Origin of the sequence: Sphingomicrobium sediminis, from assembly GCF_023805295.1 — a bacterium.
Lineage (GTDB): Bacteria > Pseudomonadota > Alphaproteobacteria > Sphingomonadales > Sphingomonadaceae > Sphingomicrobium > Sphingomicrobium sediminis.
Genome location: NZ_JAMSHT010000001.1, coordinates 639512 through 659194, shown reverse-complemented (window position 1 = coordinate 659194; position 19683 = coordinate 639512). Strand labels below are relative to the sequence as shown.

Here is a 19683-nt window from a genome sequence, read left to right as displayed (position 1 = left end):
GAACATAACAAGAACGTTAGCGCGCTTGCGGGTACCGAGGGGTCCGGCCCTGGATGAGGTCCGTCAGCGCCTGCGGCGTCGTGCCGGCTTCGGCGTGATAGACGAAATAGTTGCGCAACACGGCAGGGATATAGAAGCGCGTTTCCCAATAGGGCAGGCTCTCCATCCACAGCAATGGATCGTCGTCGGGAATGGTCGCCCAACGAGCCACCGGGACGGGCCCCGCATTATAGGATGCGATGACCCGCAGGAGCTCGCCGCGCGTGGCGCTATTGCGCTGCATCTGCTCGATGAAAGCTTGGCCATGATCGATATTGGTCTCGGGCCGCTTCAATTGCTCGACCGTCACGCTCTGGCCGCGCGAGCGCGCCGTGTCGCGTGCCGTGCCAGGGCGCACCTGCATGAGGCCGACGGCATCGGCCGGGCTCACTACCCGCTCTCGAAAATCGCTTTCCTGGATGATGTGGGAAAAAGCCATGAACGGATCGATCCGCCAGCCATTGTCGGGCTCCCAAGCGGGATGCGGATAGCGCGCCTCGGCATTGGTGCGCACGCCCGACGGGCCATTAGTGGCGAGAAAATATTGCAGCCCGCCTAGCCCCAATTCCTTCGAAATCTCGATCAGCGCCTGATGCTGCGTCGGCGAACCGACCCGCGCCTGGTGGCGCAGCAATTCCTCGGCACGGGCGCGTTCGCCGGACTCTGCCAGCAGGCGAGCCCGCTGCACATTGGGCAGCGTATCGACGACGCTGCGCATGCGCCGGTCGGGCTCGGCTACGCGCGCCGGGAGCTGACGCGGAGCCCCGATGCGTGCGCGGGCTAGCTGGCCGTAGAATGTCTCGGCATCCGTCGCTGCTGCGCGCAGCCGCTCGGCAACGATTTGGGGACGGCCGCATTTCTGTTCGGCGCGGGCGGACCAATAGTGACCGGCGGCCGCCAGCTCGCGATCGCTGGTGCCCAGCGCGGTCGTCCGGAAGGCGACCGACGCAGCTTCGCAATTGTTGAGCCGCCACTCGGCAAGACCTTCGACCCAGGCTGATTGGGCCTGCCATTCGGCGCGTCCGGCGAGGCGACCTTCGCGTGCGAGCCGGGCTGCATCGGGAATGCGTCCTTCGATATAATAGATCCAGGCCACGCGCTGTGCGAATTCCGAGCGGGCTTCGCCATAGAGGCGACCATCGTCGATGGCCTCGCGGAACAACGCTTCGGCACCCGCGCCGTCATCGGCCTCGACAAAAGGACGCAAGTCCGACCGCAACGCGTCGAAGTCGCGACCGTCGATCGCATCGGGCCGCGTACGGCGCGGTGCGCCGCCAAGGCCGACGAGGCGGCGTTCGACCAAGGTCGGCGGCGTTGCTTCGCCGCGAGTCTGGGCAAGGCCGGCAAGCCGCTGCGCTTGCGGCAGTTCGGGCGCCTCTCGCACCAGTTCGGCCAATGCCGCGCCTTCGATGCGCGGCGAATCCGGCGCAAGGTAAAGCTCGGCCAGCGCATAGCTGCGCATCGGATCGCGCGAGGATTGGCGCAGGATCGCAGTGCGCGCCGCATCCCATTGCCCCGCATCGATGGCCGACATAACGCCGGCCCAGCTTTGCGGCCCCACGGCGCGGTCGCTCGCATAGTCACGCTCTTCGAACAGGTCGATCTTCAACGTGCGCTGATTGTCCTGGGCCATTGCAGGCGTGGCCATCAATGCTGCCATTAACGCGGCGATACGGATCATTGCGCCCCCATGAGGATGAGCATGTCTTCCCAGGCGAGTCTCTTGTCGCGCGGTCGTTCGATCAGCCAACGCGGGTGAAGCGTCGCCACCGTGGGAATGGAATTGAAGTGATGAAGCTGGCCGCGCGCTTTTGCGAGCGGCATGCCCAGCAGCGACTGGCTGGCCTGGTTCCCGAAAATGAGAAGACGCTGCGGCTTCGCGCCTGCAATCGAGCGCCGCGCCACTTCGACCAGGTCGTCGGGGAGGGTGCGCTGGCTTGCGGTGCCGGGCATCAGCACCGGCTCGATCAGCAAGGTCGACGGTGCCTCGACCCCGATCGCGGCCATCATGCGGTTGAAGAGCGTACCGATCTCGCCCTCGAAAGCCGCATTGGCTGTTTCGGCACGACCGCCGACCGCCAGTAACGGCGCATTCTCATTGAGATTTGCAGGCACGAGCGGCGCCCCGAGCTCGTTGGCGCGCGCTTCATGCCATTGCTTGATCGCATCCAGCGTGTCGGGAAGCGGCTGTTGCGGCGTTGCGACGGGTGCTGCGGCCGGCGCCGCCGGCAGCGGTGCTTCTGCTACGGGTGAAGGAACCGGCTCCGGCGTTGCATCCTGAACTGGCTTTTTGGCCAGCGACCGCCAGCTCGGCGCATCGCCGCGCGTTGCCACGTCGACGCCTGCGTCGCGCCACCATCCGAGCAACGCTGCGGCTGCTTCACGGTCGATTCCCACCCCTTGGTTCATTGCTGGCGACGTTCGGCCATGTTGACGGCGCGGTCAATTCATTGTCAGTGCAGTCTCAAGCCGAATGGACGGCAAATTGCGACCAAAGGTTCAAGGCCAAGGAAAGTAGTGATGAGCGAACGCGAATCCATGGAATATGATGTCGTCATCGTCGGGGCAGGCCCGGCGGGACTGGCATCGGCAATCCGCCTCAAGCAGCTCGCAGCAGAACGCGAGCAGGACATCTCGATCGCGATCCTCGAAAAGGGATCGGAAGTCGGCGCGCATATCCTGTCGGGTGCAGTCATCGATCCCAAGGCGCTTGATGAACTGCTCCCCGACTGGCGGTCACGCGACGATTGCCCGCTCAAGATCGAGGTGACCGAGAATCATCACTGGATTCTCACCGATACCGGCAAGATCTCGATCCCGCACATCGCGACGCCCGAATATATGCACAATAAAGGCGCGTTCACCGGCAGCCTTGGCAATCTCACCCGTTGGATGGCGGGCATCGCCGAGGAAATGGAAGTCGAGATTTTCCCCGGTTTTGCCGCAGCCGAAGTGCTGTTCGACGATGCCGGCAATGTGAAGGGCGTCGCCACTGGCGACATGGGCGTGGCGCGCGACGGCTCGCACCGCCCCGACTACCAGCCCGGCATGGAACTGCACGCCAAATATACGCTCTTCGCGGAAGGTGCGCGCGGTCACCTCACCAAGGAACTGACCAACCTGTTCAAGCTGCGCGAGGAAAGCGGCCCCCAAGTCTATGGCATCGGGATCAAGGAATTGTGGGACATCCCGGCCGAAAAGCATGTGCCGGGCAAGGTCATCCATACGCAGGGCTGGCCGCTCGAAGATGCCTGGGGCGGGGGCTTCCTCTACCATCAGGACAATGGGCAGGTCGCCTTGGGCTTCGTCGTGGCGCTCGATTACGACAATCCCTACCTCTCGCCCTTCCAGGAAATGCAGCGCTGGAAAACGCATCCCGACATTCGTGCGGAGATCGAAGGCGGCAAGCGCGTTTCCTACGGCGCGCGCGCAATCAACGAAGGTGGCTGGCAAGCCATTCCGCAGCTGGCTTTCCCGGGCGGCGCGCTCATCGGTTGCTCGGCGGGCTTCGTCAACGTGCCCCGCATCAAGGGCAATCATACGGCGATGAAGACCGGCATGATCGCTGCCGAACATGTCGCCGAGGCGTTGGGCGCCGGCCGATCGAACGACGTGCTCGAAGGCTATCGCCCCGCCGTGATGGACAGCTGGGTCGGCAAGGAATTGAAGAAGGTCCGCAACGTGCAGCCGATGGTCGCCAAATATGGCGGCAAGCTCGGCACCTTCCTTGCCGGCATCGAAATGTGGCTCAACCAGCGTTTTGGTACGCCGTGGACGATGAAGCATCATGCCGATCACAAGGAGATGCGCTCCAAGCATGCGGCAACGCCAATCCATTATCCCAAGCCCGATGGCGAACTGACCTTCGACCGTTTGAGCAGTGTCTATCTCTCCAACACCAATCACGAGGAAGACCAGCCCATTCACCTGACGCTCAAGGACGACAGCGTACCGATCACGGTCAATTATGCCGTGTTCGACAGTCCGGAGCAGCGTTACTGCCCCGCTGGCGTCTACGAGATCGTCGGAGAGGAAGAAGGCAATCCCAAGCTGCAGATCAACGCCCAGAACTGCGTCCACTGCAAGACGTGCGACATCAAGGACATGACGCAGAACATCAACTGGGTCGTGCCCGAGGGCGGAGGAGGCCCCAATTATCCGAACATGTAAGCCCGTTTTCGCCGGCATCGCGGCACTCACGCTGGGCGCGGCCCCGGCCTTTGCCGCACAGCCGCTCAGTGTCACCGTCAACGTCAATGTGCTGCCCAAGGGCCCGCTCGACCTGTTCGTCGATGCACGCACCGCCGAACTGCTCGGCGAAAGCGATCGCGCCGCCAATCTCTATGTCGAATTGATCGAGGAAGGCGGCGAGGGGGTCGCTGGGTTCGAAGGTCGCGCCGCATCCAGCGCGATTGCGGCCGGACGCTTCGATCTCGCGCTCGAACTGGCCAAGACGGCGGACCTGTCGGATGCCAATCTCGATTTGCGCATGCTGCTTCTTGCCGATGCGCTGCGCGGCGCACGCTGGGCCGAGGCGTTGGCCATCGTCAATGATGACACGACCCGCGTCAGCCTCGATTTCATGGCGCCGTTCGTGCGCAGCTGGATCGATGTCGCGACGGCCCGGGGTGGCCGCGAACCGACGGGCCCGAGCCGCCTGGCCGGCCTCTCGCGCCAACGCCCCTTGTCGCGCCAGATCGAAGAGCAGGCGGCCTTGCTCTATCTTGCCGCCGGCCGTGTCGAACCCGCGCTACCGCTGATCGACGAAGCCATTGCCCGCGCCGGTGGCCGCGAAGCCCGCATGCGCATGGCATTTGCAGAGTCGCTTTATTCGCTCGGACGCCCTGATGCCGCGATGGCGCTGCTTGCAGGCGACGATGCAATGCTGGTCGAGGCGCGTGAGCGCCTTCAGGCCGGCGAGACGCTTGGCATGGCGATCCGCACACCGGCAGAAGGCCTGTCCGAATTGCTCATTGCGGTCGCGGTCGACCTCACACAGGGCCGGGCAGGCGACCTGCCGCTGCTGCTCGCGCAGGTCGGACGGTTTGCCGACCCTGCCAATGAAAGCGCCGATATTATCACCGGCGCGCTGATGGATCGCGTCGGTCGCAGCGAAGAAGCGCTCGACCTCTATCGCGGTGTGGCCGACAGCTCACCGCTCATCTTGCAGGCGCGCGACAGCGTCATCCAAGGATTGCTCAATGCGGACCAGGCCGAAGAAGCGCTGGCCATCGCCCGAGCCGATCGCGAGGCCCATCCGGGCCGCGCCGGCGGCTGGGCTCGCATCGGCGATACGCTGATGGCACTGGAGCGCCCCGACGAAGCCGCCGATGCCTATGCGCGTGAGCGTGGCATGCAGGCCGAGCCCGAATGGCAGTTGCTGTTTCTCGAAGCGCTGGCACGGCATGATGCCGGTGACTGGGACACGGCGCGCAGCCTGCTGCGCAGCGCGCTGGCCATTTCGCCCGAGGAACCGGTGCTGCTCAATTATTACGGCTATGCGCTGCTAGAGCGGGACGAGGAACTGGACCGCGCCTTCGCCTACATCCGCAACGCCAGCAACATCCAGCCCGACAATCCGGCCATCACCGACAGCCTCGGCTGGGCACTCTACAAGAATGGCGAGCTGGCCGAGGCGGCAGACGTCCTCGAACGCGCCGCGCGCCTGTCGCCCGACGATCCCGAGATCCACGAACATTATGGCGATGCGCTCTACGCGACGGGCAACCCGATCGAGGCGCGCTTTGCCTGGGAAGCGGCCTTGGTCTTTGCCGAGGAAATGGCGATGGTCGAGCGGCTCGAGGACAAATTGGGCTTTGGCCTTTCTGAACGCAATGAAGCGCCCTGAAGACGGCTGGCTGCGCGAGCCTGCGCCGGCCAAGCTGAATCTCGCGCTGCATGTGCGGCGGCGACGCGATGACGGCTATCACGAGCTGGAGACTTTGTTCGCCTTCCTGATCGAAGGCGACATGATCGCGGCGCGTCCTGCTGAACGGACAAGCCTGACCATCGGCGGCCCATTCTCTGACGGCCTCGAAGCAGGTGACGATAATTTGGTCATCCGCGCTGCCCATGCGCTCGCCGAAGCTGCCGACCAGGAACTCTCTGTCGAATTGCATCTCGACAAGAAGCTTCCGGTCGCGAGCGGAATAGGCGGCGGGTCCGCAGACGCGGCCGCGACGTTGCGTGTGCTGACGCGCCTTTGGTCGCTCGATCCTTCCTTGGCGCAGCAGGTTGCACCGGGGCTCGGCGCCGACGTGCCTGCTTGTCTGCTCAGCATGACGGCGCGAGGCGAGGGGGTGGGCGAACGCCTGAACCCTGTCGCTATCGAGGGTCTGTCCGGCACGCCGGTCCTTCTCGTCAATCCGGGCGTTGCCGTATCGACCGCCGAGGTCTTCAAGGCATGGGATGGACAGGACCGAGGGCCACTCGGCACGGTTTGGCGGTCTGGACGCAATGATCTTGAAATGCCGGCCCGGGCGCTCGCACCTGAAATCGATAATGTCTTGCGATGGCTCGGCGAGCGAGAGGGCGTCAATCTCGCTCGCATGTCCGGGAGCGGCGCGACATGTTTCGCCATGTTCGACGATGCCGACGTCCGCAATGAGGCTGCGGCAGCCTGTCCCGACAAATGGTGGCATTTGGCCAGCGAGTTGCGCTAGGGGGCCGCATGGCCCGACCGATCCTTACCGCCACAGAGATGCGCCGCCTCGAGCAACATGCCTTCGAGGCCGGCACCGACGAATATGCACTGATGGAACGCGCCGGTGCGGCGCTGGCCGAGGCTACCTTGCGGTTTGCGGGCGCACGCGAAACGCTGGTGCTGGTCGGAAAGGGCAATAATGGCGGCGATGGCTATGTCGCGGCGCGCTTGCTTGTCGAGGCCGGGGCGAGTGTCCGTATCGCCGCAGTGGGCGAGCCGACCGCCGATAGCGCCAAGCTGGCTGCCAAAGACTGGAGCAGACCGGTAGAGGCCATCGATGAGAATACCGCGCCTGCTGACCTTGTGCTCGATTGCTTGTTCGGGACTGGCCTGACGCGTCCGATCGACGAAGACATTGCCGAGCCTGCACGGCGCCTGTTTACGGCCGCCCGGCGCGTCGTGGCCTGCGATTTGCCGAGCGGGATCGAAAGCGATACTGGCGCGATCCTGACCGATCTGGGTCCGGCGGATCTCACCGTCACCATGGGCGCGTTGAAGCCGGCCCACCGCCTTTCGCCTGCCATGCAGGCTTGCGGCCGTGTTGCCAGCGCCGCGATCGGGCTCGAAACCCAGAGCGACTGGTTCGAGATCGCCGAACCCGATTTGCCCGCGCTCGATGCGCAGGGACACAAATTCGACCGCGGCATGGTCCATTGCCTCTCGGGCGCGATGCCCGGTGCAATCGCCTTGAGCGCGCATGCTGCGGCACGGGCAGGTGCCGGCTATGTCCGCGTATCGACGAGCCGAATGATCGACGGCCTGCCGTCCAGCGTCGTCCAGACCGAGGATGCGGGCGCACTGGATGACGAGCGCATCGGCTGCCTGCTGGTCGGCCCGGGGATGGGAGACATCCCGCCGCTGCTGACCGTCGCGTTGACGAAGACCCATCCGCTCGTGCTGGATGCCGACGCGCTGCGTCATGTCGGTGAGCCCGATCGTCTTGCGGGCCATGACGCCATCCTAACGCCGCATGAAGGCGAGTTCCGCGCGCTGTTCGGAGACCTTGTGGGTTCGAAAGCCGACCGCGCGTTGCTCGCGGCGCAACAGACGCAGTGCGTCATCGTCTACAAGGGGCCCGACACGCTCGTTGCCGCACCCGACGGCAGGCTCGGCTTTGCACCGCCCGCACCCGCAGCCTTGGCGACGGCAGGAGCAGGGGACGTTTTGTCGGGGATCATCGCCGCGATGCGGGCGCGTGGCATGGAGCCGTTCGAGGCGGCCTGCGCCGGTGTCTGGCTGCATGGCCGCGCTGCCGAAGCGTGCGACATTCCCTTCATCGCCGATGATCTCATCGCCGCACTGCCGGACGTGATGTGAGCGAGAAGGTCGTCCAGATTGCCGGTCGCGGCGACGGCGTCACCGACGCGGGCCATTATGTCCCGCTCGCAGCGCCGGGCGACACGATCAAGGACGGCAAAGTCGTTGCCCGCGGTGACGGCTACCGGGAGCCGCCCTGCCGGCATTTCCCCGAATGTGGCGGCTGCCAGCTGCAGCACCTCACCGACGCGGCCTTTGCCACCTATTGCGAGACTCGTGTCGCCGGAGCCTTGGCGCAGAAGGGCCTATCGACCGACATTCGCGCGGCGCATCTGTCGCCACCGAAGAGCCGCCGCCGCGCCGACCTCAAGGCGCTGAAACTCGGCAAGCGTGTCGTCATCGGCTTCACGCAGGAAAAATCGCACAAGATCGTCGATATGACTGAATGTCATGTCCTTCATCCCGACCTGTTCGCCCTGCTTTCGCCGCTGCGGGATCTGCTGGGCAAGATGCTTCCACCGCGTCGCACCGGACGGGTCCAGATGACCCTGACCGACCAGGGCGTCGACCTCATGCTTGCGGGGATCGAAGCCGAAGGGCTGGAGGCCGCCGAGGCGCTGCCGGCCTTTGCCGAACGGCAACGACTTGCCCGCCTGTCGGTCGACGAGGGATACGGCGCCGAGCCGCGCTATGAGCCGCAGCCGGTCACGATCACGCTTGGCGACATCGCCGTGCCGTTCCCGCAGGGCAGCTTCCTGCAGGCGACCAAGGATGGCGAGCAGGCGCTTGTCGACGGTGTCGCGGAAGCGCTGGAAGGCAGTGACGGCCCCACGCTCGACCTGTTCGCAGGCCTCGGCACGTTCGCACTATCGGTCGGCAAGCAAGTCACCGCTGCGGAAGCCGGACGCGAAGCCATCCTGTCGTTAATGCAGGCGGCGCGGCGGGCACGGCGCTCGGTCGATCCCGAGCATCGCGACCTATATCGCCGTCCCTATGACGCGAAAGAGCTCGCAGCTTTTGGCGCCGTCATCCTCGATCCGCCGCGATCGGGTGCCGAGGCGCAATGTCGCGAATTGGCAGCCAGCAAGGTGCCGGTCACCGCGATGGTCAGCTGCAATCCGGGCACCTTCGCGCGCGATGCCGCGATCCTTGTCGAAGGCGGCTATTCGCTCGACTGGGTGCGACCGGTCGGACAATTCCGCTGGTCGACCCATGTCGAGCTGGTCAGCCGCTTCACATGTGGCTGATAAATTCGATGGCCGCGTGAAGCGTCAGCGCCATCAGGCACAAGGTTGAAGTCACGAAGAACAGGCTGCGCGATTTGCCTGCCACCTGCACCAGCGAATGGCCGATCCTGAGTGCCACATATCCCCACGCCAGATAGAGATTGACGACATGGTCGCCACCCATCAGCACGATCGCAATGACGATCGCGTAGAATAGGGTCGGCTGCTCGACGAGGTGCTCGTAATTCTGCCGCGGCCAGCAGGCACGCGGCGGAATATGGCCTTCCAGATCACGGCCGCGCGCGCCGGCGGGCACGTTGGAAAGGTCGGCACCGGACTTGATCGCCTTCTGAATGCGGATCACTGCCCAGAACATCATCACAATCGTCCAAGCGACGAGCGCAATGATCGGGCCGATTAGCGGGCTGAACTCCATTGGGTTTCTCCTTTTATGGACCTACGCGACGATGAATACGCCCGCGAGCAAGCGCAGGCACAACAGGAACAGTCCGATCGAGGCGAGCATGAAGAGCGCCCAGCGCACGAGCGCGCGGTTCCACAGGATCTGGACGAGGCTGTGCGCGATGCGGAGGCCGACATAGGCCCAGGCGATCATCCGCGTCGGTTCGCTCATGTCACCCAGCATCGCCAGCGCGATAACGACTGCGTAAAAGAGCGGCGGCTGTTCGAGCAGGTGATTGTAATTGTGCGCGACCCACTGGGTCTTGTCGGGCAGCACGCCGTCGAGATCGCCACCCTTGGTGCCGTGACGTCCCTTGAGGTCGATCCCGGCCTTCTTGAGAGCGGTCATGCGCGTCGCATAGAGCCACGCCCAGACTATCATCGTCCAGATGGCAAGGACGGCCAACGGTTGCAGCAACAGTTTCATGAAAAAGCCCCCCGAAATTGCTTTCGAGGGGCTTTCTAGCCGTTCCGGTTTCGTAAGGAAACCTAGTCGAACATTTTGGCGAAAGCGCGCTTGGCGCGGCTCTTCCAGTGACCGCGATGATAGGCGTCGCTAGCCAGCAGCGGCAGCACCGAGGTGGCCTCGGCATAGACCATCTGTTCGAGCGCGGTGTCGACCTTGCCCCAGCTGCAGGCTTCCTGAAGCGTCGAGGAGGAGCAGGCACCATCGCGCACATCAGCGACGGTGATTTGGATCGCATATTTGTGCATCTCGACATCTTCATGACCGAGGATTTCGGCGCAGACGACCGTATCCTGCGCGAAATTCTTGGGCACGCCGCCGCCGATCATCAGGAGGCCGGTAGTACCGGCCTTGATCTTGATATCGGTCAGTTCGCGGAAGTCGGCGATGGCGTCGAGCACCATATAGTCTTCGCCGGCCTTGGCGCGGTCGACCTGGTGCTTGACGAGGCCGAAGCCTGCCGAGCTATCAACGAAGGCTGGGCAGAAGATAGGCACGTCATGCTCGTAGGCGAGCTTGACGAGGCTGTTTTCCTTCTTCCCATGCTCGACGAGATACTTGCCCATCTCGCGGATGAAAGCGCGGCTCGAATAGGCCTTGGGCTCGAGCGAGTTGGCAATGGCCGCGATCGTGTGATCGGTGTCCTGGAGCGCTTCCTCGTCGATATAGGTATCGTAGATGCGGTCGATGTAGAGCGAGCGCAGCACCTTGTCGTCGGGGATTTCGAGCGCCTGATAATGCTTGTGACCAAGGCCTTCGAAGAAATCCATGTCGACGATGGTCGCGCCAGTGGCGACGATGGCATCGACCATGTTGTTCTTCACGAGCTCGGCATAGAGATCCATGCAGCCGCCCGCGCTGGTCGACCCGGCGACGACTAGGATGACCGAGCAATCCTTGTCCTCGAGCATCTGGTTGTAGATGCGCGTGGCACGCGCGAGATCGCGGCTGGTGAAGCTCATCTTGCCCATGGCATCGATGACCGAGCGCGCGTCGAAGCTGGTGATATCGATATGCTCGACGGGGCTCTGGAGCAGCTCGGCCTTTTTCTGGCGGTCGATCTGATCCTCGTCCGGATGGGTGGCGAGATCCTCGCTCATATTCATCTCCCTCAAAATTTTCTGTTCCGAACGCGCCTTACAGGCGAACCACGTTCGAGGCCTCGTCCTGTTCCGAACGCGGGCCATAAAGCGTCATCATCGGATCGTCCGACACGCGCACCGGCTCTTCGGTCGTGAAGCCGTTGAACTGGGTGCGCATCGCATTGCCGTAGGCGCCAAGCATGCCGATTTCGATATAGTCGCCGGGACCGATATCGTCGGGCAGGAAGAACGGGCCTTCCATCTTGTCCATGTCGTCGCAGGTCGGACCGAAGAAACGGAACGGCACCAGTTCGGCCTCGCTATCCTCCTCGCGGATGAGCCGGGTCGGGTAGCGCCAACCGATATGTGCGGCATCGAACAAGGCGCCATAAGCGCCGTCGTTGATGTAGAGCGTGTTGCCGCGACGCTGTTCGACACGAACGAGCACGCTCGAATATTCGGCGCACAATGCGCGGCCGGGTTCGGCCCAGAGTTCGGCCGAGTAGCTGATCGGCAAATCCTCGAACTTTTCGTGGATCATCTGGAAGAAGCTTTCCATCGCCGGCGGATCGAGGTCGGGATAGGCCGACGGAAAACCGCCGCCAACATCGACGATATCGATCGTCACGCTGCTTTCGACGATGGCCGCGCGCACGCGCTCCATCGCATCGCCGAACGCGGCCGGGCTCATTGCCTGGCTGCCGACATGGAAGCACAGGCCAAGCGCATCGGCCGTCTGGCGCGCGGCCATCAGCAACTCAGGCAGCTCTCCAGGCTCGGCACCAAATTTGGTGGCGAGGCTTAGCTTGGAATGCTCCGACGAGACGCGCAGGCGCACCAGCAGGTTGAGATCGGTCGCTCCGCGTGTGGCGCGGCGAATCTTCTCAAGCTCGGCCATGCTGTCGAGGCTGAAGGTCTTCACGCCATGGACAAAATAAGCTTCCTCGATCGCCTCGGTCGCCTTGACGGGGTGCATGAAGCACAGCGTCGCTTCGGGCAACGTCTGCGCGACGAGGCGCACTTCGCCCATCGAGGCGACATCGTAATGGCTGATACCGGCCTCCCACAGGACCTTCAGCAGGTCTGGATCGGGATTGGCCTTGACCGCATACAGGCTCTTGCCGGGTAACTTTTCCACGAAGAAGCGCGCCGCACGAAAAGCAGCGTGCGGGCGAACGAGCGTTACCGGAAGGATCGGCTTGCGGGCTTTAACTAGCCCCAGCGCGGAATGGTGTTCGTGCAACTCAAGGGACCTCCAAGGGCAAAACTGGCAGCGGGCTGCCGAATTCAACACTTTGCTGCCTTGCGGAAGTCCCATGGGGCAGCGAGAGCGGCCCTATAGGGCCAATCGAATAATCATGTAAAGGGAAACTGGCAGTGCCGTCTGGCACCGCGCCCCCATCCGTGGAACTTCATTTAGAAAATAAAGGCTTACGAGATGCTGAATGTTCCGGATCGTAGCTGGGTCGAGGCGGCAGCCCGTCGAATTGAGGATAAGGTGGTCAAAACCCCGCTGACACGCGCGCGGATCGGCGATGCAGACGTCCACATCAAATGGGAAAATCGGCAGACTGGCGGGGCCTTCAAACTGCGCGGCGCGTCCAACCGATTGATCGCGTTGGGCGAGGAAGAGCGGACGAGAGGCGTCGTCGCCTTCTCGAGCGGCAATCATGCACAAGGTGTCGCGATCGCGGCGAAACGGCTCGGTATCCGCGCCGCCATTGTGATGCCGGTCGATGCGCCCGCCGCGAAGATCGAAGGTACGCGCAGTCACGATGCCGAGATCGTCTTCTACGACCGCATGACCGAGAGCCGCGAAGAGATCGCCGCGCGATTGGCGAACGAACGTGGCGCGACGCTGGTGCCAAGTTTCGATGACCCGCACATCATCGCAGGGCAGGGCACGATCGGACTCGAATTGCTCGAACAAGCCGACAACCTGCGCCGCATCATCATCTGTTGTGGCGGCGGCGGGCTGAGCGCAGGTATCGCGCTGGCCTGTCCCGACGCGGAAATCGTCGTGGTCGAACCCGAGGGCTGGGACGATATGGCGCGCTCGCTGGAAAGCGGGACGCCGCAAGCCGTCGGCCCCAATCCGCCCTTCACCATGTGCGATGCGATCCAGACCTTTCGTCCGGCCGAGGCAACGGTCCGCATCCTTCGCGAGACCGGCGCAACCGGCGTGCAAGTGAGCGATGCGCAAGTTCGCAACGCTGTCCGCTGGGCCTGGCAAGAGCAAGGCGAAGTCGTCGAACCCGGTGGATCGGTCGCTTTGGCGGCTCTATTGTCAGGCGTCGTCGAACCGCGCGAAGGCGATATCGCAATTGTCAGCGGTGGCAATGTGGATGAAGCGCTCTGGAAAGAGCTGGTCGCCTAGGCGACGTCGCGGGCGCGGTAGGGGCCGGGGTCCATCTTGGCCGGGCTCGAGCGCTCGACCGCCTGGATCAGCTCTTCGAGTTCGGCGGCGAGGATCTGCAATTCTGCAGCCAAAACCTTGGGATCCGCTTCGCCAAGACCCGCAGACGCATCGAGCAGCGTTTCGAGCATCATGGAGATGCACGGCAGGATCGTTTCTTCGATCCGTTCAAAGGCTTCCTCGAGCCGGGCTTCGGGGGTAAGCGTTCCCATGGCCACCGCATTAGAGCGGCAGGCGTAAAGATATCGTGAAGGAAATCGCGGAATGCCGCCAATTGCTACTGCCGCCTTGTCGATCGCGATGCTGGCTGCGTTCCTGTTGCTGTTCGTCGGCATCAAGCTGATCCGTGGCAGCGAAGGGCCAGCCCGTCAGCGCGGCTGGCTGATGATCGCGATGGCACTCATCCTCGTCGCCAATGTTCTGATTTGGACGGTGCCCTAGGGCTCGATATCGAAATGGTGGTGATCGCCGCGCTTGCCAAACTTGGCGTAGAGCGCCATCGGCGGCGCGTCATCCTTGTCCGCCTGCACGAACACGACCGTCGCACCGATTTCGCGGCCATGACTGCGGACTGCCTCGATAAGCGCTGATGCGACACCTTCGCGCCGATAATCCTCATCGACCGCAAGGTCATAAATGTAGAGCTCACTCGCCTCGCGTTCGAACTTGCGCAGTTCATACCCTGTCAGCGCGCCGACGACCTTTCCCTCATCTTCGGCTACGAATGCCAGAAAGAGGGGGTCGGAGAGGCAGGTCCGTAGATAGTCCCCGCTCGGAGGCGCAGACAGATAATGCTCGTCATCTTCAAAGGCGGCGGCGTAGAGGGCGTTGATCGATGACCCTACCGAGACATCGCCTTCGCCCAAACGCCTAACCGCATAGTCGCTCACCGGATCGGGCAGTCCGGGTCGAGGCGGTAATCGAGGTAGGTGTCGATTTCCTTGAACAGTTCGGGAATTTCGTCGGCGAAGAAATGGTTCGCGCCGGCAATTTCCTTATGCTCGATCGTGATGTGCTTCTGGGTGCGCAGCTTGTCGACCAGCTTCTGCACCGCACTGGGCGTGACGACTTCGTCGCCGGTACCCTGGATGATGATCCCGCTGGCGGGGCAGGGGGCGAGGAAGCTGAAATCATACATGTTGGCGGGCGGCGAGATCGAGATGAAGCCGCGGATTTCGGGGCGACGCATCAGGAGCTGCATGCCGATCCACGCGCCGAAGCTGACGCCGGCAACCCAGGTTACTTCGGCCTCGGGATGGATCGACTGGACCCAGTCGAGTGCCGCGGCCGCGTCGGACAATTCACCGATGCCATTGTCGAATGTCCCCTGGCTTTTGCCGACGCCGCGGAAATTGAAGCGCAGCACCGCAAAACCGCGACGAACGAAATCCTTGTGCAGCATCTGCACGATCTGGTTGTTCATCGTGCCGCCGGCCTGCGGATGCGAGTGCAGGATCAGCGCGACAGGTGCGCGGGGGCGGGGTCCGGGGGTGAAACGGCCTTCGAGACGACCTTCGGGTCCGGGAAAAATCACTTCTGGCATGGACGAGCCTATTCTATGATATATTATTGCACGAAAGGCTTTCGCGCGACGCAGGCTCCTATATAGGGAGTGAAGGCGTTCGCGCAATTGCGAGAATATCAAGGGTTCCAAGGGGGAAGAGATGCCGGACCGTCTCTATTTCGATCACGCAGCGGCCACGCCGCTTCATCCCGAAGCGCGTCAGGCGATGATGGACGCCTTCGATTGTTGGGCCAATCCGAACAGTCCTTATGCCGAAGCACGCAACTGCAACGGCATCTTCGAAAAGGCGCGCAAGACGATCAAGGACGTCCTCGATTGGGATGGCGATGTCATCTTCACCAGCGGGGCAAGCGAGGCGATTGCTTTGGCGGCCAAGCGTTGCAAGCTGCCGGGCCGCATCCATGGCGCGACCGAACATGACATCGTGCCCTGCATGATGGGCGCCGACAGCATCAAGCTGGGCGTCGATCATGACGGCATCATCAGGATGGAAGAACTGGACGCTGCCCTGGCCAAGGGACCAGCGCTCGTCGCGATCCAGTTGGTCAATAACGAGACCGGGGTCATCCAGCCTGCCGAGCAGATCGCCGAAAAGGTTCGCGCCGCCGGGTCGCTCTTGCTCTGTGACGCCGCGCAGGCGGGGGGCAAAATCGACATTCCGGACGCCGACTATACCTGCATTTCCGGCCACAAATTGGGCGGGCCTGCCGGGATCGGCGCCTTGCTGGTCAAGGACCTCACCACGCTGGAAGCCATCGGTGGCCAGGAAAAGGGCTATCGTCGCGGCACGCAGAACGTGCCTGCCGCCGCCGGCTTTGCAGCCGCACTGGCAGCCGGGCGTTTCCGCAAGGCGATGGACCGCCACAAGGAATTGCGTGCCTATTTCGAGGCCGAGGTGAAAGCCCGCGGCGGCGTGGTCATCGCCGAGGGCGCGCCGCGTATCGCGACGATCGGCGGCATTTCCTTCCCCGGCACCGAAGCCCCGCAAATGCTGGTCAGCCTCGACCTCGATGGCGTCAGCGTCTCGGCGGGATCGGCCTGCTCATCCGGTGCCATGAAGGGCAGCCGCGTCGTAGGGGAAATGCATTTGCCGGTCGAAGTGCATAAAGGCTTTATCCGCGTAAGCTTCGGGCCCGATACCACCCGCGAGGATGTCGACGCGTTGCTCACTCGTCTCGACCGCATCGTGAGCCGCGCCGCGGCGTGATCTATCTCGACTACCAGGCGACGACACCGCTCGCTCCCGAAGTGGAGACGGCGATGCGTCCCTGGCTGGGCGACAAGTTCGCCAATCCGCACGCGCCTTATCGGGCCGGTCGCGAGGCGGCGGCCGCGATCGAAGTCGCACGGGGCCGCGTCCAGTCCGCCATGGGTCGGGATGACGGGCAACTGGCCTTCACCGGATCGGCAACTGAAGCACTAAACTGGGCAATCAAGGGCACGCTCGCAAAGACCGAGCGCACCCATGTGGTGACGCTCGCGACCGAACATGCCGCCGTCCTCGATACGGTCGAGCATTGGGGCAAGACCCACGACGTCACGGTCTTGCCGGTCAAAGCGGATGGCATCGTCGACCTCGACGCCGCTCGTGATGCCGTGCGCGATGACACAGCCTTGGTCACCACCATGCTGGTCAATAACGAGATCGGCGTCATCCAGCCCATCGCCGAGATCGCCTCCATCGCGCACGAAAAAGACGCGCTAATGCTCTGCGACGCCGTGCAGGCACTCGGCCGCGTGGAGATCCCGGATGGCCCCGATATGGTCGCCGTCAGCGCCCACAAGATCCATGGCCCCAAAGGCATTGGCGCCTTGTGGATGCGTAACTGGGTCGCGCCCGAACCGCTTATCCATGGCGGCGGACAGGAGCAGGGGATGCGCTCGGGGACGCTCAGCCCGGCTTTGTGCGTCGGCTTCGGCGTCGCCGCGCAGCTTGCCGAAGAGCGGTTCAGCGAAGATCACGCCCATGTCGAGGCGCTCTGGACCGCCGCCATGGCCGAGCTGGACGGCTGGCAGCTCAACGGCAGCGCGAGCCAGCGTTATCATGGCAATCTCAACATCCGTCGCGACGGGCTCGATGCCCCGCGCTTGCTTGCCGACCTGCGCGATATCGCCATCAGCTTGGGATCGGCCTGCGCCAGCGGATCGGGTCGGCCGAGCCACGTGCTGCGCGCAATCGGTCTCGAGGACAGGCAAGCGCGCTCATCCATCCGGATCGGCTTCGGGCGCTATACCGAAGAAACCGAGCTCGTTGACGCGATGGCGCGGATCAACGAGGCTGCGGCCGCGCAATGACCCTGATCCGCTTCCTTCGCCCCGATGGCAGTCTCGACCAGGAGGTCGAGGCCGAAGCGGGCGCGCGCCTGCTCGATGTCGCGCAGAAGGCGGGGCAACCGCTGGAAGGCACGTGCGAGGGGGCGATGGCCTGCTCGACCTGCCATGTGATCCTTGCGCGCGAGGATTTCGACCGGCTTCCGGCGGCGAGCGAGGAGGAAGACGATCTCTTGGACTTCGCGCCGCATGTGAGCGCGACGTCGCGGCTCGCCTGCCAGGTCGAAGTGCCGGAGAAGGGGCCGTTCACCGTCCGCATACCGGGCGCCAGCCAGGATTGGAGCAACCGATGAAAGCTTGGATGATCCCCGCAGTGGTACTGCTTGCCTCCTGCACCAGCGGCGAGCCGCGAACGATCGTGATCCCGCAGGTCGAGGACCCCAACGATTTCGGTCCCCAAGGCGAATTACTGGTCATCGAGGCGCAATCGGGCGGCGATCTGGCCGTCGCCCTCATCGACAGCGCGGGCGAGCCGCTGGTCACTGTCGACCCAGACAAGCGCATGGCCTTCTGCTCGAGCTTCAAGGTCGCGCTCGCCGGCGCAGCGTTCGAAGCGGCGGGCGAGGGCGTGATCGATCTCGACACCAGCGTCACATACACGCGCGACGATTTTCCGGGCTATCAGCCGGTAATGGAAGCCAAGCTTGTCGACGGCTCGGGCAGCGCGACGCTGGGCGAGGCCGTGGATGCCGCCGTGTCGTCGAGCGACAATCTGGCCACCAACATGCTGATCGAAGCGCTGGGCGGCCCGGAGGCGGTGACCGCCCGCTGGCGGGGATGGGGCGATACGGTCTCGAGGCTCGACCGCTACGAAACCGGCCTCAACGAGAATTTACCAGAGGACCTCCGAGACACCAGTTCGGCGATGGCAATGGCCAACACGCTTCGGCGCCTGATCGATGGCTCGATCCTCGCCGAGGAACAGGCCGACGAGCTCGCCCGGTTGACGCACAAGAGCACGACCGGCCTCGACCGGGTGCGCGCCGGCCTGCCCGATGGCTGGAGCGCCGGTGACAAGACCGGCACCTGCCGTCCGGAAGGCATGCCCAACCAGCAGGTCAACGATATCGGCTGGTTCCGCGGCCCCGATGGCGAGCTCTATTACTTCGCCGTCATGCTGGCACGCCCGCAGCTTTCACTGCGCGACGCCAGGGCGATCCACGCCTCGGTCGGGCAGGTGCTTGCGGATATCGTCACCGACTGACTTGCAATCAGGCGATCATCTCGCCATATGCCCCCTCGGAAGTCGGCGGACGACTTGCCCGTGAACCTGGTCAGGCCCGGAAGGGAGCAGCCACAGCGGTTTCGGTCGGGTCGTCGGCTTCCACCTTCCAACAGCACAGAGTGAAGCGAAAGCGGAGCGCCAGCGAGCGTCGCTGCACGATAGTGCTGTGGAACGGACGGCCTGCGCGCTAGCGACAGGACCGACGGCTTCGGGCCGCCCCGAAGCCGCTACCGAACCGTAATCTGCCCGCGCAGATACAGCGCCCGACAGTCGCTGGCATCACTGCGAATATCGACTGCAGAAAGATACAGAGCCATGCGACCGCCGACGAAGCGCGGATCATCGCACTGCTCGTCATTGGCGGCGTAGCTGCTGTCATCCCCGAAATCGATCAGCCCCGGGCGCGGTCGCTCCTGGTAGGGCGCGAAGCCGAACGTGGCATGCCGAACATTCCCGGCTTCGTACATCGTCCGGCAATCGGTTGCGTCACCATGCGCATCGTAATTGTCGCCGAACCCCGAAGCGCCGGGGCCTTCGAAACGCGGATCGTCGCATTCGCCATCCTCGGGATAGGCACCGCTATCGTCACCGAAATCGATCGTCGCCATCGCTTCCGCGTTGGGTTCGGCGACCAGGCGGTAAGGCAGCATCGCGCGCTCATAGGACGAGACTTCGACGACATCGGCCACCATGGCATCGATGGCTTCATCCGGATCGTAGGGCTCGGTACGGATGGTCAGGGCACCGGCCTCGTAACCGGCACGGCAATCGGTCGCGTCGTGACCCACGCTTTCCTCATCGAGGAAGGTTGCCATGCCATCGCCCTGGAAGCGCCAGTCGTCGCATTCGCCGTCATTGGCCCACTGGCTCGTATCGTCGCCGAAATCGATCATCTCGTTCGCGTCCTGCGCGATGGCAGCGCCTGCCAGACAGGATACGCCCGCCATTGCC

General features: G+C 63.7%; 21 protein-coding genes and 1 other RNA gene. 12 read left to right on the top strand and 10 right to left on the bottom strand.

Features of this window, described 5'->3' with window-relative positions; genetic code table 11:
• Positions 1–16: 16 nt before the first annotated feature.
• Both NDO55_RS03220 and NDO55_RS03215 read right to left on the bottom strand, forming a co-directional pair.
• Complete coding sequence (locus tag NDO55_RS03220; protein ID WP_252112363.1) at positions 17–1720, bottom strand: lytic transglycosylase domain-containing protein; 1704 nt, start codon at positions 1718–1720, stop codon at positions 17–19.
• Positions 1717–2448 (bottom strand): uracil-DNA glycosylase family protein, encoded by a 732-nt coding sequence (locus NDO55_RS03215; protein WP_252112361.1) that lies wholly within the window; start codon positions 2446–2448, stop codon positions 1717–1719. The genes NDO55_RS03220 and NDO55_RS03215 overlap by 4 nt, the downstream gene beginning before the upstream one ends.
• Positions 2449–2559: 111 nt before the next feature.
• Between NDO55_RS03215 and NDO55_RS03210 the strand changes: the two genes are divergently transcribed.
• The 5 genes from NDO55_RS03210 (at position 2560) to NDO55_RS03190 (ending at position 9246) form a co-directional block, all read left to right on the top strand.
• Positions 2560–4209 (top strand): electron transfer flavoprotein-ubiquinone oxidoreductase, encoded by a 1650-nt coding sequence (locus NDO55_RS03210; RefSeq protein WP_252112359.1) that lies wholly within the window; start codon positions 2560–2562, stop codon positions 4207–4209.
• Positions 4210–4297: 88 nt separating this feature from the next.
• On the top strand, positions 4298–5887 hold the full coding sequence (locus NDO55_RS03205; protein ID WP_252112357.1) for a tetratricopeptide repeat protein: 1590 nt from the start codon (positions 4298–4300) through the stop codon (positions 5885–5887).
• On the top strand, positions 5874–6701 hold the full coding sequence (locus tag NDO55_RS03200) for a 4-(cytidine 5'-diphospho)-2-C-methyl-D-erythritol kinase (protein WP_252112355.1): 828 nt from the start codon (positions 5874–5876) through the stop codon (positions 6699–6701). The genes NDO55_RS03205 and NDO55_RS03200 overlap by 14 nt, the downstream gene beginning before the upstream one ends.
• 8 nt (positions 6702–6709) lie before the next feature.
• Complete coding sequence (locus NDO55_RS03195; RefSeq protein WP_252112353.1) at positions 6710–8059, top strand: NAD(P)H-hydrate dehydratase; 1350 nt, start codon at positions 6710–6712, stop codon at positions 8057–8059.
• Positions 8056–9246, top strand: coding sequence for a class I SAM-dependent RNA methyltransferase (locus NDO55_RS03190; protein WP_252112351.1), 1191 nt, complete (start codon positions 8056–8058; stop codon positions 9244–9246). The genes NDO55_RS03195 and NDO55_RS03190 overlap by 4 nt, the downstream gene beginning before the upstream one ends.
• Here the strand turns inward: NDO55_RS03190 and NDO55_RS03185 are convergent.
• From NDO55_RS03185 to NDO55_RS03170, 4 genes are all read right to left on the bottom strand, one after another.
• Positions 9233–9661 carry an MAPEG family protein gene (locus tag NDO55_RS03185; RefSeq protein ID WP_252112349.1) on the bottom strand — a complete coding sequence of 143 codons (429 nt, stop codon included), beginning with the start codon at positions 9659–9661 and terminating at the stop codon, positions 9233–9235. The genes NDO55_RS03190 and NDO55_RS03185 overlap by 14 nt on opposite strands.
• Before the next feature lie 21 nt (positions 9662–9682).
• A complete protein-coding gene (locus tag NDO55_RS03180; RefSeq protein ID WP_252112347.1) occupies positions 9683–10114 on the bottom strand; it encodes an MAPEG family protein in 432 nt (143 codons plus the stop codon).
• 62 nt (positions 10115–10176) lie between these two features.
• A complete protein-coding gene (locus tag NDO55_RS03175; RefSeq protein ID WP_252112345.1) occupies positions 10177–11253 on the bottom strand; it encodes a 1,9-bis(guanidino)-5-aza-nonane synthase in 1077 nt (358 codons plus the stop codon).
• 37 nt (positions 11254–11290) lie between these two features.
• Positions 11291–12478: a type III PLP-dependent enzyme gene (locus tag NDO55_RS03170; protein WP_252112343.1), complete on the bottom strand. Its 1188-nt coding sequence runs from the start codon at positions 12476–12478 to the stop codon at positions 11291–11293.
• A 195-nt stretch (positions 12479–12673) separates the two neighbouring features.
• Here NDO55_RS03170 and NDO55_RS03165 point away from each other — a divergent pair, with 195 nt between their 5' ends.
• Entirely contained in the window at positions 12674–13612 is a 939-nt protein-coding gene (locus tag NDO55_RS03165) for a threonine ammonia-lyase (protein WP_252112341.1), read from the top strand.
• Here NDO55_RS03165 and NDO55_RS03160 read toward each other — a convergent pair.
• A complete protein-coding gene (locus tag NDO55_RS03160) occupies positions 13609–13863 on the bottom strand; it encodes a hypothetical protein (RefSeq protein WP_252112339.1) in 255 nt (84 codons plus the stop codon). The two genes, NDO55_RS03165 and NDO55_RS03160, sit on opposite strands and share 4 nt — an antisense overlap.
• A 52-nt stretch (positions 13864–13915) precedes the next feature.
• On the opposite strand from NDO55_RS03160, the gene NDO55_RS03155 reads away from it, so the two are divergent.
• Positions 13916–14092, top strand: a complete 177-nt coding sequence (locus NDO55_RS03155) for a hypothetical protein (RefSeq protein ID WP_252112337.1) — start codon at positions 13916–13918, stop codon at positions 14090–14092.
• On the opposite strand, the gene NDO55_RS03150 is transcribed toward NDO55_RS03155, so the two are convergent.
• Positions 14089–14541, bottom strand: coding sequence for a GNAT family N-acetyltransferase (locus NDO55_RS03150; protein WP_252112335.1), 453 nt, complete (start codon positions 14539–14541; stop codon positions 14089–14091). The two genes, NDO55_RS03155 and NDO55_RS03150, sit on opposite strands and share 4 nt — an antisense overlap.
• Positions 14538–15194, bottom strand: coding sequence for an alpha/beta hydrolase (locus NDO55_RS03145; protein ID WP_252112333.1), 657 nt, complete (start codon positions 15192–15194; stop codon positions 14538–14540). Before NDO55_RS03145 ends, NDO55_RS03150 begins: the two co-directional genes overlap by 4 nt.
• A 121-nt stretch (positions 15195–15315) precedes the next feature.
• Between NDO55_RS03145 and NDO55_RS03140 the strand changes: the two genes are divergently transcribed.
• The 5 genes from NDO55_RS03140 (at position 15316) to ffs (ending at position 18839) form a co-directional block, all read left to right on the top strand.
• Positions 15316–16383 carry a cysteine desulfurase family protein gene (locus NDO55_RS03140; protein WP_252112330.1) on the top strand — a complete coding sequence of 356 codons (1068 nt, stop codon included), beginning with the start codon at positions 15316–15318 and terminating at the stop codon, positions 16381–16383.
• A complete protein-coding gene (locus tag NDO55_RS03135; protein ID WP_252112328.1) occupies positions 16380–17471 on the top strand; it encodes a cysteine desulfurase family protein in 1092 nt (363 codons plus the stop codon). The genes NDO55_RS03140 and NDO55_RS03135 overlap by 4 nt, the downstream gene beginning before the upstream one ends.
• Positions 17468–17800 (top strand): 2Fe-2S iron-sulfur cluster-binding protein, encoded by a 333-nt coding sequence (locus NDO55_RS03130; RefSeq protein ID WP_252112326.1) that lies wholly within the window; start codon positions 17468–17470, stop codon positions 17798–17800. The genes NDO55_RS03135 and NDO55_RS03130 overlap by 4 nt, the downstream gene beginning before the upstream one ends.
• Positions 17797–18711: a class A beta-lactamase gene (bla, locus tag NDO55_RS03125; protein WP_252112324.1), complete on the top strand. Its 915-nt coding sequence runs from the start codon at positions 17797–17799 to the stop codon at positions 18709–18711. The genes NDO55_RS03130 and bla overlap by 4 nt, the downstream gene beginning before the upstream one ends.
• Positions 18712–18745: 34 nt before the next feature.
• Positions 18746–18839, top strand: an RNA gene (ffs, locus tag NDO55_RS03120) — signal recognition particle sRNA small type.
• A gap of 120 nt (positions 18840–18959) precedes the next feature.
• Here the strand turns inward: ffs and NDO55_RS03115 are convergent.
• Positions 18960–19679 carry a hypothetical protein gene (locus NDO55_RS03115; RefSeq protein ID WP_252112322.1) on the bottom strand — a complete coding sequence of 240 codons (720 nt, stop codon included), beginning with the start codon at positions 19677–19679 and terminating at the stop codon, positions 18960–18962.
• Positions 19680–19683 lie beyond the last annotated feature (4 nt).